Here is a 16,792-nt window from a genome sequence, read left to right as displayed (position 1 = left end):
GTGAGCAGCGGGAGTTCTGTCATAAGACGATCAGGACCGAAGAGACGAAGCAAAAGGTGGCAACCTGATTTTGCAGCGCTGGCCTTTGGTCCCTTAAAGATCTAATCCAGATAGAACCTCGCTCTCACAAACTCTTCAGGCGATTGAGATCGGCCATTGTGGCCCTGCGCTCGACGATGGTGCGACCAAACTTGTCCTCCATCCTGAACCTGCCGTTCTCGATCGTCTCCTTCATTCCATTCCGGTGCGTGACCTGGATGCTGTTGTTGCTTACCTCGACCTTGTCGCCGGTCAGCGCGTTCACGTGATCATCGACGTCGGCGGTGCTGCTGCTTGCTGCACTGTTGGAGGCGCTGTTCGCTGCGCCCTTGCTGTTACCGCTGTTTCCGCCGCTATTGCTGTTGCCGCTGTTTCCGCCGCTGTTTCCGCCGCTATTGCTGTTACCGCTATTTCCGCCGCTATTGCTGTTACCGCTGTTTCCACCGCTATTGCTGTTACCGCTGTTTCCGCCGCTGTTGCTGTTGCCGCTGCTATTGCCCCCAGAATTGCCATTCCCACTATTGCCGCTGCCGTTATTGCCGCCGCTGTTACCGTTCCCGTTCCCGCCGCCTCTGTTCCCGCCGCCATTGCCATTGCCGCCGCCTTTGTCGGCATAAGCCTTGGCCACAACAAACCCTTCGACGGAGAGATGAAAAGGCGCGACAACAAGCGCCAGCGCAGTGAGCGCTCGCAAGACAAGCCTGCAGCCCATGCGCGCTACGCGCATCCCATTCTCCCCATACCGGCCATCCGGCCCTTCGGCCGAACTACCCCACCGGCAATGTCGCAGCATCAGCATCCCCAATCAGCGCGCCGTGTGGAAGTGGCCCACGACCCTTGTCTTGTTTGCTCAGACCTTTTTGGTGACAATATCGGACTAAAGTCCTATCTCAACCACCAGATGTAGTCCGGCATGGCTGCGCGCACAGCTTTTTTCTGGCGCGGCCAGCGGTTTAAAGCAGGTCGCGCCGAAACGGATTCAGGCGGCACGCTCTTAGTTTCACCTTTACGCATGTCGTTTCCCCAAAACCGCTGCGACAAGCGTCAACCTGGCGACGGAACCGGCGCTCTCGCCGTCACGGCCGCGCCGAGGGCGGCGGCGATCACGGCGGCGATGCCGGCGCACTGCGAGGCGCTCAGGCTCTCATGCAGGAACAGGAAGCCTGTCAAGGCGCCGCCCGCCGGTTCCAGACAGACGATCATGCCATAGACCTTGGCCGGCATTCTGGCCAGCACCATCATCTCCAGCCAGAAGGGCAGCGCGCTGGAGAACAGCCCGACGACGACCGCGCCCGCCATGACATTTGGATCGGTGAGATAAGGCACCGCCGCGGTAAAGCCGAAAGGCAGCGCAACCAGCGCCGCGATCGCCATGCCGTAGGCCGAGGTGCGGGCGCCGAGCTCGGCGCCGGCCTTCTGCGCGAAGATGATGTAGAGCCCCCAGCAGCCGCCTGCGGCAAGCGCAAGCAGCACGCCCACCGGGTCGAGTCCCCGGCTGACATCGGCAAACGGCGAGAGCAGCACGATGCCGGCGACCGCCAGCCCCACCCAGACGAGGTCGAGCAGGCGCCTGGAGCCCAGCGTCGCGACGAAGAGCGGGCCGGTGAACTCGAGCGCCACGCAGATGCCCAGCGGAATGCGCTCGAGCGCGGCATAAAAGAGCAGGTTCATGACCGAAACGGTGACGCCATAGGCCGCGAGCCAGGGCAGCCCCCTTCGCGTCGGCATTATTTTCCAGGGCCTGAGCACCGCCGCCAGCATCAGCGCGCCGATGGCGAGCCTGAGCATCGTCGTGCCCTCCGCGCCCAGAACCGGAAACAGGCCCTTGGCGAAAGCGGCGCCCACCTGCACCGATAGAATGGCGCCGAGCAGGCCGAGAACGGGTAAGGCGCCCAGCTGCGCCTGCGGTTTTGCAATCGACGTCGACGTCACTTCCTCTCCCCCCCTGCTCCTAGTCGGGAGCGGAGATAAGGCTTTGCGGCTGCGCTGTCGTGAGGCAGCAGGCAGCGAATGGTTGGACAAGGCATACGTCACTTCGGCAGCAAGCCTGCTGCGCCGCACAAGAGCTTGAAAATCAAGGCAATTTCTACGACTCCGCCGAAGAATGAGGCTTTGCGGTCAAGCCATTTCTTCAATATTCCCAACATACTCGCGGTGGTTGCCAGGATAGCGCTCCGGCACCCTGGGGGTTGTTACTTGTCGAAAATCAGACCAACTACCCATAATTACATAGGACCATTGGACATCGCTGGGAATATTTTTAGGACACAACTATTTCCCTCACACCACCGCATCACATCTTATTTCAGGATCGTAAGCATTTTGTGTTGCACCGCAACATCGGCCGCGACAATCGTGGACCGGGGGCATGCCTGGTTGGAGGCTGCCATTATTTTGACTCGGAAGGGCATTCCGCTGGCCGGCAAGGATTGCGCCCTTGGCCTGGACGGCGATTCCTCGACGGGCAGCGGCGCGGTTTGCGCGTCCTATGCCGCGTGCCTCGACAGAGCTTGCGGAAGCCGCTGATGGCGAAGGCGCGCGACATCCAGCTGGACACGCTGCGGGCCGTTGCCGTGATGCTGGTGCTTTACGCGCATTTCCTCGCGCCAAACGGCACCTCCTTCCTCGGCCATCTCGGGGTCAGGCTGTTCTTCGTGCTCTCCGGCTTCCTGATCACCCGGCTCCTGCTTGAGGCGCGCGATGCTGCTGCATTCGAGGCCGGACCGGCGCTGCGATCCTTCTATGCCAGGCGCGTGATCCGCATATTCCCACCCTATTTCGCGGTGCTGGGGCTCGTCTGGCTCACCGATCTGGAAGAGGCCAGATCGTCGCTCGCCTGGCACGCGCTCTACCTCTCGAACTTCTGGTATGCGCTGCGCAACGATTGGAACCCCTGGCTGCTCTGCCATTTCTGGAGCCTCAGCATCGAGGAGCAGTTCTATCTCGCCTGGCCGCTGATCGTGCTTCTGGCGCCGCGCAAACGCATTGAGGCGATCAGCATCGGCGTCATCTGCTTCTCGCTCGCCTACCGCTTGTACTGGCCCATTGCCACCGATCCGGCGCTCGCCCGGGACCTGCTGCCGCCGGCCTCGATGGATGCGCTTGCCTGCGGCGCCCTGCTCGCCGTCCGCCGCGCCAGGGGCGCCGATGTGCCGCGATGGATCCGGCTTTGCTGGCCGGCCCTGGCAGCGTTTTTCCTGCTCGTCGTCTGGTCCGATCCGGGGCCGGCCGACTCGACCTGGGAGTGGCCGCGCTGGCTGCTGGTGCAGGTGCTGCCGCTGGCGCCGTTGACGGCGATCGTCGCCGCCTGCTCGAACGGGCTTGGCGGCAGGCTCGGCAGGTTGGCCGAGCTGCGGCCGCTGCTTTCGCTCGGCCGCATCAGCTACGGCGTCTATCTCTACCACCCGATCCTTCTGGCCTATGCCGTCAAGGCGCAGCCATGGATCCCGCTCAACGTCTCGGAACAGGGGCCGGGCCGGTTCCTGGTCGCGGGCACCGCCACGCTGATTGTCGCCTCGCTCTCCTGGATGTTTTTCGAGAAGCCGCTCAATGGGCTGAAGCGCTATTTCCCCTATGTGGCGCGGCCAGTTGCGCGCACGCCGGGCGAAGCCCGCCGGTTCGGCGGCGGCGCCCCGGTGCTCGATCTGACACCGACGGACCGGAGTTGACCATGACAGGGCCGCTCATCTCCGTGCTTTTGCCGGTCTACAATGCCGAGCCTTACATCGCGGCCGCTCTCGGCTCGATCCTGCGGCAGGACTACGGCCGGCTCGAAGTCATCGCCGTCGACGACGGATCGACCGACCGGTCGCTGGAGATTCTCGAGCGCTGCCGCCGGGACGACAGCCGCGTGTCCATCATTTCGCGCGAGAACCGCGGGCTCGTCGCCTCGCTCAATGAGGGGCTGCAGATAGCGCGGGGCGAACTCGTCGCGCGCATGGATGCCGACGACTTCGCCTATCCCTGGCGGCTGTCGCGCCAGGCGGCGCTGTTTGCGGCACGCCCCGATCTCGGCTTCTGCGGCTCTGCTGTCGACATGCTGCTGCGCGGCCGCATCGCCCGGGGTAGGCTCGACCCGGTGTTCCGCCTCGCCCTCCCGGTGCTGTCAAAATTCTTCACGATCTTCATGCATCCGACGGTGGTCTACAACCGCCGGGTCATCGACGCGACTGACCTCCACTATGACGGCGCTTACCGGCATGCCGAGGATTTCGACCTCTTCAGGCGGCTCGCCGACCGCTATCCAGCGGCGATGATGGAAGAGAGCCTACTGGTCTACCGCGTCCACCCTGGCAGCGTGACCAGCCGGCACACCGGCGACATGCGGCGCACGCATCTCAGGATCGTGGCAGAGAATCTCGAGCGCGAGGGCTTGGCGGAGAAGAGCGAGGATTTGCGCGCCATTGGCGATCAAGTCTCGTTCGACACTGTGGCCCGGGCGTCAGCCTTCATGCGCGCGCTGGAAGAGCGGATCGCCGCCCTGCCCGATACGACACGGCCGAGCTTCGAGGCCGGCGCGCTGAACCTCTTCTATTTCCTCTACCAGCTCGTCAACGACGAGGAGCAGCCGGCCCTGGCGCACGAGCTTCTAACGCTGACGGCGAAATGGAACGCCATCCGCCGCCGCGAGAAATACGCGCTCAGCCCCGGAGCCTGGGCGCCCTGGCTCAGCCATGCCTCGATGTGGGCGGGCAAGCAGGCGGACTGGATGGCCTACCGCCTCAAATCCGCGCCGGCGGCGTCGGTGCTTGCGCCTTATCGGATGGGGGCGGCATGAGGGGGGTTGGCGAAATTGCGTTGCAGCGTGGTAACGACGAGCGTCGGCGGGACAGCACCCCCCTCTGTCCTGCCGGACATCTCCCCCGCAAGGGGGGAGATCGGCAACTTCGCCGACGGCGCCCGCTCCTTCAACACTGGAGATTGGCGAAAGCCGAGATGACGTCCAATCTCCCCCTTTGCGGGGGAGATGTCCGGCAGGACAGAGGGGGGTGGGAAGGATCGCGGCGCATCGAATTTATCCGCCGGGCTGACGTAGCTGCGGAGGCCGCGGCATGAACGCCGAGCGCCATCCGCCGCTGCACTTCCGCCCGGCCCTGCCCGCCCCGCCTTGGCCCAGGCAGCGGCCGCAGGTCTCCTTCATCGTCTGCACGCGCGACCGCGTCGCGGTGCTGGAAGCTTGCATAGGCTCGATCCGCGCCGCCTGCCGGGCCCACCCCGGCTTCGCCGCCGAGCTGGTGGTGGTCGACAACGGCTCGCGCGACGGCACGGCCAAATACCTTTCACGGATCGCTGCGACGTCCGACATCGCGCTGACCGCGATCTCGGAGCCGCGGCCCGGGCTGGCGGCGGCGCGCAATGCCGGGCTGGCGCGGGCGCGCGGACGCGTGCTGGTCTTCGTCGACGACGACTGCCGGCTCGACCGCAGCTATCTCGCCGACCTTCAGCGCCATTATGCGAGCGGCGAGAAATGGCTGATCCGCGGCGGCCGCGTCGAGATCGGCGATGCGCTCGACCTGCCCTTCACCATCAAGCGCTGCGACAAGCGCGAGCGGCTGACGCCCGCCGTGCATCCGGGCGGCTTCGTGCTCGGCTGCAACATGACCATGCATCGCGACGTTGCCGCCCGCATCGGCCCGTTCGACGAGCGCTTCGGCGCCGGCGGAGCGCTGCGCTCGGCCGAGGACACGGACTATCTGGTGCGCGCCATGCTTGCCGGCATGGCGGTGGAATATGTGCCTGACATGACGATCTTCCACCATCACGGGCGGCGCGGCCGCAAGGCGATCGACCGGCTGCACCGCGACTATCATTTCGGCAATGGCGCGCTGTGTCTGAAACATTTCCGCCGGGCGCCCTGGCTGCTTCGCCATTTCTACTGGGCGGCGCGGGCCGCCATGCGCGAACTTACAGGCGGGCCGCGGTTCGACAGCGATCTCAGGCTGTCGCACTGGCCGATCGTGTTCATGAACCTCGCGGGCGCGGCGAAATTCACGCTGCTTGTGCTTGCCGGACGGCCAGATCGGCAGGCGCAGCCGGCCCAGGAAGCCACCGAGGCCGGCGCGGAGGCCGGCGCGCGATGACCGGGTCTCCGACGCTGTCGATGCTGCACCAGGCGCTCGGCCGCCGGCAGATCGCCCTGTTGCCCGCCGTCGTCGCGCTCGGGCTTGCCAGTGCCGCGCTCGAAGGGTTCGGCATTGGGCTCATCATCCCGCTGCTCGGTATCATCATGGGACATGGCGAGGCGACCGGCATGGCCGGCCTCTCCGCCCTCCTCCAGAAGGTCGGCGCCGGACTTGGCGAGCGCGAGCGGCTAATCGCGATTTCGACCGCGATCCTCGGCTCGATCCTGCTCAAGAACCTGCTCGCCTACGCCAATTCGGTGCTGACCGCGCATATCTACGGCAAGGCCAGCCAGGCGATCCGCGGCGCGCTGGCCGGGCGACTCCTCGAGGTCGGCTATCCGTTCTTCCTGAAGGAGAGCCCGGGCCGGCTGCTCAACATCATCTCCAACGAATCCTGGCGGGCGTCGGACGCCATCCAGGGGGTGCTGGGCGCCATCGTCAGCGCCTCGGCAGCGATCATCCTGCTCGCCTTCCTGCTGCTGCTCTCCTGGCAGATGACGCTTTTGGTGATGCTTGGCCTTGCGCTGGTGCAGGCGGCTCATATGGCGCTGTCGGCGCATCTCCGGGCGCCCAGCCGCGGCGTTGCCGCGCGCAACAGCGCCTTGGCCACGCAGATGCTGCATCTGGTGCACGCCGGCCGGCTGATCCGCATCTTCGGCCAGGAGCAGCGCGAGAAGGCGGCGTTCGAGAAGGCATCGGATGGAGTGCGGCGGGCGGCCTTCCTGCTCTCCAATCGTCAGGGCGCGCTGGCGCCGCTGACGGAAGTGCTGCACGCCATGCTGTTCCTGGCGGTGGTGATCGGCGCCTGGCTTGCCGGCTTGAGTTTCCCGCTGGTCGCGGCCTTCCTCATCCTGCTCTACCGCCTGCAGCCGCATGTGCGGGCGCTGCAGATGACCTGGAGCCAGTTGCAGGGCCTTTCCGGCTCGCTGGAAGAGGTGACCTGGCTGCTCGACCCGACGGGCAAGCCGGCGCCGCCGCAAGGCAGCCGGCCGTTTGCAGGCTTGAACGAGAAGATTGCCTTCGAGGGCGTGAGCTTCAGCTATGCCAATGAGGAGCAGCGCGCGGCGGTGCTGCACGCGGCGAGCTTCGATATCATGAGCGGGCGCTCGACGGCGCTGATCGGCCGCTCCGGCGCCGGCAAGACGACGATCGTCAATTTGCTTTGCCGCTTCGTCGAGCCGGACGGCGGCAGGATCCTCGTCGACGGCGCGCCGCTCGGCGAGATCGACCCGGTCGAATGGCGGGCCCACAGTGCTCTGGCCAGCCAGGAGTTGGAGCTGGTCGACGGCACCATCCTCGACAACATCACCTACGGCAAGGACACGGCGAGCGCCGAAGAGGCGCGCCGCGCGGCCACGCATGCCGAGGCGCATGAATTCATCGAACGCCTGCCGCAGGCTTATGAAACGGTGGTCGGCTATCGCGGTGTCAACCTGTCGGCCGGACAAAGGCAGCGCATCGCGCTCGCCCGCGCGCTGCTGCGCGACCCCGACATACTGATCCTCGACGAAGCAACCAACGCGGTGGACGGGCTGTCAGAAGCGGCGATCGTCGAAACGCTGAGATCGCGCGCCGGCCGCCGCACGACCATCGTCATCAGCCACCACCACTCAACGATCTCGTTCTGCGACGACCTGGTGATCCTGGAGCACGGCAGGGTGCGGAAGCAGGCCCCGTTTGCCGAACTGGCGGCGCGCAGCATGGATGAGCTGTATCAGCCGGAGTGAGGGATTTGCTGGGCGCTGCAGAAATGGCGCGGCGCCAAAGCTGCCAATCTCCCCCTCTGTCGGAGGAGATGTCCGGCAGGACAGAGGGGGGGCGCGAAGGAACGCCAACCTCTGTTTCTGCCGACCTCTGGAAGACCACTACTCCCGGGACGTGTTGCGCCGAAGATTGGCAAGGCTGGCGGGACAGCGCCCCCCTCTGCCCTGCCGGGCATCTCCCCCACAAGGGGGGAGATCAGCTACTCACCCCGCCATTGCCAGCGGCACGGCGCTCTTGTTGGGAATCTGGATGTCGATTTCCAGCGTCGACATCGTCGCGCCGCGGTCCATCGAGACCTGGAGGTAGTCCTGGTCGATCTGCACGTGCTTGGCGATGACCGCCATGATCTCCTCGCGCAGGATGGAGACGAGATCTGGCTGGCCGCGGCTCTGGCGCTCATAGGCGAGCAGCAGCTGCAGCCGCTCGCGCGCCACCGGGGCGCTGGTGCGCCGCTTGAAGAGGTCGAGGATGCTCATGCCGCCCTCCTTCCGAGCAGCCGGTCGAGGAAGCCCTTGCGTTCGAAGGGGACGACCACCGGCAGGTCCTCGCCTTCCAGGCGTCTTGCCGCTTCGAGATAGGCCTTGGCGGCTGAATTGGTCGGTTCCGACAGCGTCACCGGCGCGCCGAGGTTCGAGGCCCTCAGCACATCCTGGCTTTCCGGGATGATGCCGAGCAGCGGCGTCGACAGTATCTCCAGCACGTCGTCGATCGACAGCATCTCGCCGCGCGAGGCGCGCGCCGCGTCATAGCGCGTGACCAGCACGTGCTTCTGGATCAGCTCGCCCTGCTCGGCCTTCATGGTGCGGGCGTCGAGCAGGCCGATGATGCGGTCGGAGTCGCGCACCGAGCTCACTTCCGGGTTGGTGACGATGACCGCCTCGTCGGCGAAGCGCATGGCAAGCTGGGCGCCGCGCTCGATGCCGGCCGGACTGTCGCAGAAGACATAGTCGAAGACCGAACGCAGCCGCGCAATGACTTCGGCCACGCCCTCTTCGGTCAGCGCGTCCTTGTCGCGCGTCTGCGATGCCGGCAGCAGGTAGAGCGTTTCCAGCCGCTTGTCGCGGATCAGCGCCTGCGACAGCTTAGCGCTGCCCTGGATGACGTTGACGAGGTCGAACACCACGCGGCGCTCGGCGCCCATGATGAGGTCGAGGTTGCGCAAGCCGACGTCGAAATCGACCAGCGCCACCTTCTTGCCGGTCTTGGCCACGGCAGCGCCGAGCGCGGCCGTCGAGGTCGTCTTGCCGACGCCCCCCTTGCCCGAAGTGACCACGACTACCTTGCCCATATTATCCAGCCTCCATTGGCGTTTGTTGTCTTGCGCCGTGGCCAGCACGGCGGATTCTCAAAGGACCATCACACACGAAACAGGCCCGAACCTTGCGTCGGACCCGAACTCAGATTCAGCCGAGCGGCACCACGCACAGCGCATCGTTGTCGAGGAAGGCCTGCACGGCCTTGCCACGCGACACGCCTTCCATTTCCTCGGCCGTGGTGTACCAGCCGTCGACGGCGAGCAGCTCGGCCTCGTTCTTGCGGCAAAAGATGCGCGCCGAAACATTGCCTTCCGAGCCGGCAATCGCCCGGCCGCGCAGCGTGCCATAGACATGGATCGAGCCGCCGGCGACAATCTCCGAGCCGGACGCGACCGAGCCCAGCACGATGACATCGCCATGTGGGTGGAAGACCGATTGTCCCGAGCGGATCGGCGTCTTGATCATCAGCGTGCCGGCGGACGGCTCGTGCCGAGGCGACTCGACCGCCCTGCCCGGCTCTGGCTGCGCCGCTTGCGGCTTTGCCTCGTCGAGCTTCAACAGTTCATCCTGCTGCGCCCGCACCTGTCCCTGCTGCACATCCTCAACGGTGGCCGTCTCAACCGTGATTTCTTCCGCCTTCGCCTTGCGCGCAGCCCTGCCCAGCAGACCCTCGGCGGTGGCTTCCTTGGCGCCGGCGAGCAGCGGCGGCAAGTCGGGCCCGAGCTCGGCGCCGTCGAGCTCGATGGCGTAGACGCGGATGCCGCGCGAGCCGAGCACGCCAACCAGCGCCGCTATCTCCTCCGGGCCCGGCTTCAGCGTGTTCAGATCCAGCACTACGGGGCGGCCAGCGAAATAGCCCGGCGAGTTGCCGATCCAGTGATCGAGCCCCTCCAGCCAGTCGTCGATCGGCGCCTCCGGCGTCAGCGTGAAAGCGACGAAGGAGCGGGCGCGGAAGCGGATGGATTTGTTGTGCAAAGGGGCGGCGAAGGTCACGACCAGGCGAATCCTTACTCAATGGTTAAAGGGTGCCGGGCTAATGGTTAACAAAAGGTTAATTTTGGGCTGCGTGGCCGTTAGGGAACTGGCGCGGCTAAGTTTTGTGGCGGGGCGGTCACACGGCCCGCCGAGGCCCCGGACGAATCGAGCGTGTGAAGCTCCTAATATACGAAGGGGTGCGACAGCGAGCACCATCTGGCCCGGCTTCCAGAGCAGGAGACGGGCATGGGCTTCGATCAGGAAAATAGCAAGCGAGCAGGCAGCAAGCGGGCTGGCAGGGCAAGCGCGGCAATCGGCGCGCTGTTGCTGCTTGCAGGATGCATGACGAGCGGCAGGGACACATACCAAACGAGCGGCATTAACGAGTGGCTGACGACGGAAAATGCCGACACGGTCGTCAATGCGATGGCGGCGAAGGGCATGATACCGGCGACCATCGACTGCCGGTTCGCCGACACCACGCCGAGCCAACTGGCCTACCTCTCGAAATTCACCTGGAAGCGCGCTCCGGCGAACACGCGCTACCATTGGGAAGTCGGCGACCCGACTTATCTGGCGAGCAAGGAAGTCAAATCCAACAGGGTTGGGCTGCGGCGCGTGTTTGCGAAGGTGGTGCGGGACCCGGCTAGCGGGCAGAAGGTTGGATGCTCGATCTGGGCGAGTTAGAGCTGCGGGCGGGATAGTCGTGGCTGCGACGGCTAGAAGCGTCGCAGCCCGCGAGAGGGGTGGCGAATTGCCGGTTCAGTGATCGAGCCCCTCCAGCTAGTTGGCAATCGGCGCCTCGAACGTGCGTGAAAGCGACGAAGGAGCGGGCGCGGAAGCGGATGGACTTGTTGTGCAAAGGGGCGGCGAACGTCACCGACCAAGGGTGATGTTAGTCGTGACATTAGGAATGTTAGGCCGAAAACCGGGCTTTGGCGCCGTCCTGTTCGCGTCCCTTTCTCCAAACGAATTTAATTTCAGCAATCGCTAAGATATGATATAAAAGCTACTAGGCTCGCAGAGCGACCTAAACGTCCCCCAAACCCTAGTCCCCGGGTCGGCTGCGGGAGATTGGGACCAGTCGCTCGTGCTGGTGGCTGGTCCTCTTCTTGTGTTGCCCGTCGGTCCCGCTATCCTCAAAGTCGCAAAGCCTAGCGGCAAGGGAGATTTGTGATGGGACTGGCGGTCAGCAAACCGGAAGACGTCGCGACTGCCTTTGCCGATGCTTGGAATCGGCACGATATGGACGACTTCGCAGCGTTGTTCTCCGAGGATGCAAATTTTGTGAATGTCGTGGGCGTATGGTGGAAGAACCGCACCGAGATCGAAGGGGCACACCGCGCAACCCATCAAACCATGTTTCGTGACAGCCGATTGGAGGGTGTTGTCTCGTCAGCGGTGGAATTAGCTCCCGGCCTTGCATCGTTGCACTATAAATGGACCCTGACCGGCGCATCCGCTCCGGACGGCTCACCCGCCGGGACACGGGAGGGCATTCTGCTTCTGGTTGTGAAGAAGGATCAGTCGAACTGGCGGATCAAGGTGGCCCAAAACACCGACATTGTTGCTCCCCCTTCGAACGCAAGGCGATAGGCTCGGCCTTCATCTTTTGGCCTGTTGCCAAGCATTCACTAATTGATCAACCTTGGAGCCATCCGCCAAACGGGCGTTCGGAGCTATGAACAAGCCCAGGACATCGCCCCGCCGCCGCCGACAAAGCGAGCATTACCATCATCCGAAGCCGCCCAAGACTAAGGCCATTGATAATATTATTTTTCCGCTCCTTGCCGCTGCCCCGATCAAGCGCTATGTTTTTCTAAATCGATCTTGCTGAACGAATGTTGTTTCCGCGCCTTGGCGCCCTGACGATCTTCCCTCTCAATTTCGAAGACTGCGACGTTTGGCATAAAGCCAAGCGGCGATGATTTGCGTCGATTTGAAAGGAAAATCGTATGACTACCGGAACCGTGAAGTTTTTCAACGCCACCAAAGGCTTCGGCTTCATCGAACAGGGCAACGGGCAGCCGGACGTGTTCGTCCATATCTCCGCCGTGGAGCGCGCCGGAATGCGTTCCCTTGCGGAGGGCCAGAAGGTGAGCTTCGACGTCGTGAAGGACGCTCGGAACGGCAAGAGTTCCGCCGAGAATATCCAGGCGGCCTGACGCCGTGCATCCATGGCCGTTGACCACGGATGTACTGGCATCTGGCCTTGGAGCATTTGGAGAGGGTCGGGCTTGCCCGGCCTTCTTCGTTTCAGATAGCGAGGTAGACCATGGCTGAAACGGGTTTGTTCAAGCCGAAGGGCGACGCCAAGAGCGAAGCCACCACGAAGACGGCGCGCACCATAATCGAGGGGGAAGCGGCAGCCCGGCAGGCAAAGACGGAACGGCTTCGCGCGGCCAGGCTCGCCCGCGAGCCGGTTGAAGCGCCGCCAAAGAAAAAGCCGGCAAGAAAGCCGGCAAGGCAGAAATAAAACGCTTGGGCGGGGCGAGGAGGCACTGACAAGCTGGTGAGACAGTCCCCCTCTGTCCGGAAGGACAGGGGGGTCTGACGGAACTCGGCGCTGCTGGATCCCTCTCCTTCACGACGTCACTCGGCAAGCCAGGACGGAGAGGAGGAACTCCCTACAAAAGCCCCTCTCCGCCTCGCTGCGCTTGGCCCCCGCTTCCAGCGGCTCGAGAATCATGTCCGGGCGTTTCGCGGGGATGCCGGTTGTGGAGGCGATGTGTTTCAGGCTGGTTTCAGGTTGTGTTCGATTTCCCGTCATGTGGCAGTACCCGGAATTGCCAATCGGAAAGGCATGGCGTGAGGCACCCCCTCGTTCTGCCGGACATCTCCCTCGCAAGGGGGAAATTGGACGTCGCATCCGCTTTCGCCAATCACCAGCGTTGCAGGAGAGGCGCGACGACCAAATTGCTAATCTCCCCCCTTGCGGGGGAGATGTCCGGTCTACTCTCCGCAGCAGCTGCGGAGGACGGGCAGGACAGAGGGGGTGTGAAGGATCGCGGCGCTGTTCCAGCTTGGGCTCCCCGCCACGAAATTGAGGGAGCCGCCACCCTTACTCGCACTGCCGGCGCGGGCCGCCGTCGTAAGGCTGGTAGGTGTTGTCCTGCGGATTGTAGGAGCGGTAGCGGCTGAAGCAGTAGTCGATATGGTCGCCCGATAGCTGCCGACCCTGACCCGAAGCCTGTTCCTCCGGCGTTATCTCTTCCGGCGGACCGCCATAGCTGGTGGCGTAGCCGTCCCTGGTGGTGGCGTAGCCTTCCATCTCGGCCTGGTCGTCGTAGGTCTCGCTTTGATCGGCCACCCCTGCCTGGTCATTCTGGGGCGCGTCGGTCGAGGCCGTGCTTCCCGGATCGAAATAGGGCGAGATGCAGGGGCGCAGCTCGCCGCTGTAGGAGCGGTAGCTGTTTTCTTGCGGGCGGTAGCTGCGATAGCGGTTGGCGCACCATTCGAGATGGGCGGCGGGCAATTGCGCCTGCTGATCCGGTGCCCGCTCGGAAGGCTGGGCGGCCGCATTGGCGTCGGTCTGGCCCATCGGGGAAGCGTCGAGCTTGGAGACGTCGGGCAAGGGCTGCAACTGGCGCGGCGGCGCGGCTGGCAGCGTTGCGAGGGCCGTGATCTGCGTGCCCGTATCCGCCTTGGCCGTCTCGTCGGCCTTGGCGGGCGCGCCGGCCGCCTGCTGGGCGGGAATGCGCTCGAGATCCTGCTTCGCCAGATCGACCGGCTGGGCGTCCTTGGTCCACAGTTCGGAAACGCCGATCGCGGGTGTCGCCTGGCGCACCGGCTTTGCGGCCAGCAGCCAGGTGGCGAAGGCAAGCCCGCTGGCGAACACGGCCAAGGTCAGCACGAAGCCGCCGACAATTCCCAACACAGCCTTCACGCTGCCCTCCTTAAGCCCCGCTCATAGAATGCGGGGCGCGGGATGGAAGTTCCTTGGCCACCATGCAAATGGGGAAGCAACTAGTCCCTGAGACGTCGGCGGGGCGCGAAGGATCGCGGCGCTGTTCAGTCGAAAGCCTCCTACCCGACCACTTCCCTGTACGCCCTCACCTTTCCGTCCTGTCCGCGAATCCGCCAGGTCCCGTCCTCACAGCCCTCTATGTGGCTCGCCGCCAGCGGCACCTTGCCGCCGCCATCGGGCAAATCGATGACATAGGTCGGGCTGCAGATGCCGGAGAGGCGCTGGCGCAGTTCCGCGACCAGCGCCTGGCCCTCGGCAATCGTGGTGCGGCGGTGCGCCATGCCGCGCGCCAGGTCGCCATGGTGCAGGTAATAGGGTTTCACGCCGAGGCGATACATCAGCTCGCGGCAGAGCTCTTCCAGCACCTCGACATGATCGTTGACGCCGTTCAAGAGAACGCTCTGGTTGAGCAGGGCAAAACCCGCCTGCCGCATCGTCCGGCAGGCTTCCTCGGCCTCATCGGTGATCTCGCGCGCGTGGTTGAAGTGGGTCACAACCGTCACCATCAGCCGGCCCTGCAGGGCCGCAACAAGACCCGCTGTTATGCGCGACGGCAGCGCCACCGGCACGCGGGTGTGGATGCGGAGCAACCGCACATGCGGGATCGCCTCGATTCGGGAGCGGATTTCGGCGAGCGCCTTGTCTGGCAACGAGAGCGGATCGCCGCCGGTCAGGATCACCTCGCGGATCCCCTCGTGCCCGGCGATATAGGCCAGCGCCGGCTCCAAGGCTTCGCGCGTATAGCCGCGGCCGATCGACGTCAGCGACTCCTTGCGAAAACAGAAGCGGCAATAGACCGCGCATTGATAGGTCGGGAACAAAAGCACGCGGTCGGCGTGACGATGCGTCAGCCGCGGCACCGGGCTGAATGCATGGTCGCCGATCGGGTCGTCGAGCTCGCCCTCGATGGCGATAAGCTCTTCCGGCGACGGGATCACCTGGGCGCGGATCGGGTCGTTGGGGTCGGTCCAGTCGATCAGGTCGAGATAGGGCTTTGGCACGCGCACCTTGTGAGCGGCGGCGGCTTCCTGTGCGGCCGCCCGCTCGGCGGGCGAGAGCGGGAGTGCTGCGAGGTCGCGCACTTGGCGCACGCCGGCGCGGACATCGTCCTGCCAGGCGGTATCGGGACGGCTCGACGTTGCAGCCGGTTGTTTGAGGTTGGCGTCTGATGTCATGGCAGATCTCGGTAGTTTCGGCGGAGCTATCGGCCGGATGGGCGGCCGGGTCAATCACCACGGTTGCCGCAGCAGTAGCAGCTTTGCGACGTCGAGTTCCCGCCCTCTGTCCTGCCGGACATCTCCCCCGCAAGGGGCGAGATGTCGCGACGGCTTTCGCCAATCGCCGACGCTGCAGAACGAGCGGGGCGCGGAAGCAGCTGCCCCATTGCGGGGGAGATGGCCGGCAGGCCAGAGGGGGGTGTGACGGAGCACTCACGGTGGGCTCCAAGCCCCCTCCACACTACCATAGGTATTTGAGCGAAATACCAGTAGTCTCAATCGTCCAGGGCTTCGGGGCGACACGAATGGATCTCAGCGCAGGTCATGGCTACCTCCTCATTGGCGGGCTCATCCTCGTCGGCGCCGGGCTGCTCATCATTTCGCTGATCGTCAATCTTCATGTGGCGCACAGCGTGCGCGACGAGGTGCGCCACCGCGAAAAGCTGCTGGAATATTACCGCAACATCTTCTCGCAGCTCGGCGTAATTCTGATCGGCATCGGCGTTTCGCTGTTCATCTTCTTCTTCCAGCAGAATTACCAGGACCAGCGCAGGCGCGACACGGAGCTGCAGCAAGTGCTCGCCAAGCTCGCGGGACGCATCGCGCGCGGCGCCCCGGTCATCGCATCGCTCGACGAATTCGACGACGTGCTGGATGAAGGCGGTGCATATGTCAGTCCGGACCTTGGCGGAAAGAACGCAGCAGTCAGCGCGCAGGGAAGCGAGCTCGGCAAGCAGGTCGCCAAAATCCTTCTGGTCGAACGCGATATCGATCTGCGCGACTTCGACATCCTGAACCTGTCGCGCGATTTCGAAACGACGTTCGTCGTCAATGAGCTCGATCCCAAGCTGTGGTTCAACATCGTGCGCGACGAGAGCGAGATCAAATACGCCACAACCCAGATCGCCCTCGATTACAAGGACCTACAGGACGCCATCGGCGGCGAGGCGGTCGAGGCTGCGGTCGCCAATCCGGAGAAGGAGCGCAAAATCAAGCAGGAGGTGCTCGACATCTTCTACGATGCCGATCTCCTGCGACTGCGCGGCAGGCAATTCCTCGGCCGCGCGTGCTGGCTGTTCGGCCAGGGGCGCGGCTTCGTCAGCGCTGCACCGGTCGACGCGATCGAAGCCGATGCCACGTCGCAGCAAGAATGGATCGAGCGGTCGAAGCCGGTGCTGACGCAGGCGAAATCGGGCAGCGGCGACTGCTTTACGCTGCTCCACTTTGGTCAGGGGGCGTGAGCGGAAGAGCAGCAAAGTGAGCAAGATCCGATCGCGTGTCCGGAAGGGGCTGCTTCTGGCGCTTAAACTAACGCCCATAGCGATGGTTCTTGTCCTTGTGCAACGTGCGACGCAGTGAACGATCGCATCGATCTTTGCGACGACACGACATCCGGCAAGTACATCTGGAACGATGAACTGAGGCACAAAGACGTGCGACCCACCGCCGCTT

General features: G+C 64.4%; 17 protein-coding genes. 9 read left to right on the top strand and 8 right to left on the bottom strand.

The window, feature by feature from the left end:
* Window positions 1–124 precede the first annotated feature (124 nt).
* Together RFM40_RS06700 and RFM40_RS06695 are read right to left on the bottom strand one after the other, a co-directional pair.
* Complete coding sequence (locus RFM40_RS06700; protein ID WP_320225757.1) at window positions 125–766, bottom strand: hypothetical protein; 642 nt, start codon at window positions 764–766, stop codon at window positions 125–127.
* Window positions 767–1,083: 317 nt separating this feature from the next.
* Window positions 1,084–1,971, bottom strand: a complete 888-nt coding sequence (locus RFM40_RS06695) for an EamA family transporter (protein ID WP_320225756.1) — start codon at window positions 1,969–1,971, stop codon at window positions 1,084–1,086.
* A 593-nt stretch (window positions 1,972–2,564) separates the two neighbouring features.
* On the opposite strand from RFM40_RS06695, the gene RFM40_RS06690 reads away from it, so the two are divergent.
* The 4 genes from RFM40_RS06690 to RFM40_RS06675 all read left to right on the top strand — a co-directional run bounded on the left by RFM40_RS06690 (window position 2,565) and on the right by RFM40_RS06675 (window position 7,888).
* Window positions 2,565–3,707, top strand: a complete 1,143-nt coding sequence (locus RFM40_RS06690; protein ID WP_320225755.1) for an acyltransferase family protein — start codon at window positions 2,565–2,567, stop codon at window positions 3,705–3,707.
* Window positions 3,708–3,709: 2 nt separating this feature from the next.
* Window positions 3,710–4,816 (top strand): glycosyltransferase family 2 protein, encoded by a 1,107-nt coding sequence (locus tag RFM40_RS06685; RefSeq protein ID WP_320225754.1) that lies wholly within the window; start codon window positions 3,710–3,712, stop codon window positions 4,814–4,816.
* A gap of 274 nt (window positions 4,817–5,090) precedes the next feature.
* Window positions 5,091–6,119: a glycosyltransferase family 2 protein gene (locus RFM40_RS06680; RefSeq protein ID WP_320225753.1), complete on the top strand. Its 1,029-nt coding sequence runs from the start codon at window positions 5,091–5,093 to the stop codon at window positions 6,117–6,119.
* Entirely contained in the window at window positions 6,116–7,888 is a 1,773-nt protein-coding gene (locus RFM40_RS06675; RefSeq protein WP_320225752.1) for an ABC transporter ATP-binding protein, read from the top strand. Before RFM40_RS06680 ends, RFM40_RS06675 begins: the two co-directional genes overlap by 4 nt.
* Window positions 7,889–8,128: 240 nt before the next feature.
* Here the strand turns inward: RFM40_RS06675 and minE are convergent, their stop codons facing one another.
* The 3 genes from minE to minC all read right to left on the bottom strand — a co-directional run bounded on the left by minE (window position 8,129) and on the right by minC (window position 10,174).
* The gene (gene minE / locus RFM40_RS06670; protein WP_040973218.1) at window positions 8,129–8,401 is read right to left on the bottom strand and encodes a cell division topological specificity factor MinE; all 273 of its coding nucleotides are present in this window, start codon (window positions 8,399–8,401) and stop codon (window positions 8,129–8,131) included.
* Complete coding sequence (gene minD, locus RFM40_RS06665) at window positions 8,398–9,213, bottom strand: septum site-determining protein MinD (protein WP_126100968.1); 816 nt, start codon at window positions 9,211–9,213, stop codon at window positions 8,398–8,400. Before minD ends, minE begins: the two co-directional genes overlap by 4 nt.
* A 115-nt stretch (window positions 9,214–9,328) precedes the next feature.
* Window positions 9,329–10,174 carry a septum site-determining protein MinC gene (gene minC, locus RFM40_RS06660; protein ID WP_320225751.1) on the bottom strand — a complete coding sequence of 282 codons (846 nt, stop codon included), beginning with the start codon at window positions 10,172–10,174 and terminating at the stop codon, window positions 9,329–9,331.
* Window positions 10,175–10,402: 228 nt separating this feature from the next.
* On the opposite strand from minC, the gene RFM40_RS06655 reads away from it, so the two are divergent.
* Together RFM40_RS06655 and RFM40_RS06650 are read left to right on the top strand one after the other, a co-directional pair.
* A complete protein-coding gene (locus RFM40_RS06655; RefSeq protein ID WP_320225750.1) occupies window positions 10,403–10,843 on the top strand; it encodes a hypothetical protein in 441 nt (146 codons plus the stop codon).
* Between the two features lie 489 nt (window positions 10,844–11,332).
* Window positions 11,333–11,752 (top strand): SgcJ/EcaC family oxidoreductase, encoded by a 420-nt coding sequence (locus RFM40_RS06650; RefSeq protein WP_320225749.1) that lies wholly within the window; start codon window positions 11,333–11,335, stop codon window positions 11,750–11,752.
* A 206-nt stretch (window positions 11,753–11,958) separates the two neighbouring features.
* On the opposite strand, the gene RFM40_RS06645 is transcribed toward RFM40_RS06650, so the two are convergent.
* On the bottom strand, window positions 11,959–12,201 hold the full coding sequence (locus RFM40_RS06645) for a hypothetical protein (protein ID WP_320225893.1): 243 nt from the start codon (window positions 12,199–12,201) through the stop codon (window positions 11,959–11,961).
* On the opposite strand from RFM40_RS06645, the gene RFM40_RS06640 reads away from it, so the two are divergent.
* Window positions 12,112–12,321, top strand: a complete 210-nt coding sequence (locus tag RFM40_RS06640; RefSeq protein ID WP_320220379.1) for a cold-shock protein — start codon at window positions 12,112–12,114, stop codon at window positions 12,319–12,321. The genes RFM40_RS06645 and RFM40_RS06640 overlap by 90 nt on opposite strands.
* A gap of 110 nt (window positions 12,322–12,431) precedes the next feature.
* Window positions 12,432–12,632, top strand: coding sequence for a hypothetical protein (locus RFM40_RS06635; RefSeq protein ID WP_320225748.1), 201 nt, complete (start codon window positions 12,432–12,434; stop codon window positions 12,630–12,632).
* Between the two features lie 585 nt (window positions 12,633–13,217).
* Here the strand turns inward: RFM40_RS06635 and RFM40_RS06630 are convergent.
* Entirely contained in the window at window positions 13,218–14,042 is an 825-nt protein-coding gene (locus RFM40_RS06630) for a BA14K family protein (RefSeq protein ID WP_320277325.1), read from the bottom strand.
* A gap of 140 nt (window positions 14,043–14,182) precedes the next feature.
* Window positions 14,183–15,298, bottom strand: coding sequence for a KamA family radical SAM protein (locus tag RFM40_RS06625; protein ID WP_320225746.1), 1,116 nt, complete (start codon window positions 15,296–15,298; stop codon window positions 14,183–14,185).
* A 347-nt stretch (window positions 15,299–15,645) separates the two neighbouring features.
* Between RFM40_RS06625 and RFM40_RS06620 the strand changes: the two genes are divergently transcribed.
* Complete coding sequence (locus RFM40_RS06620; protein ID WP_320225745.1) at window positions 15,646–16,581, top strand: hypothetical protein; 936 nt, start codon at window positions 15,646–15,648, stop codon at window positions 16,579–16,581.
* The last annotated feature ends 211 nt before the right edge of the window (window positions 16,582–16,792 follow it).

It is taken from the genome of Mesorhizobium captivum, from assembly GCF_033977165.1.
Taxonomy (GTDB): Bacteria; Pseudomonadota; Alphaproteobacteria; order Rhizobiales; family Rhizobiaceae; genus Mesorhizobium; species Mesorhizobium captivum.
The sequence above is the reverse complement of the archived record's forward strand: the minus strand, read 5'-3'. Positions and strand labels throughout refer to the sequence as shown.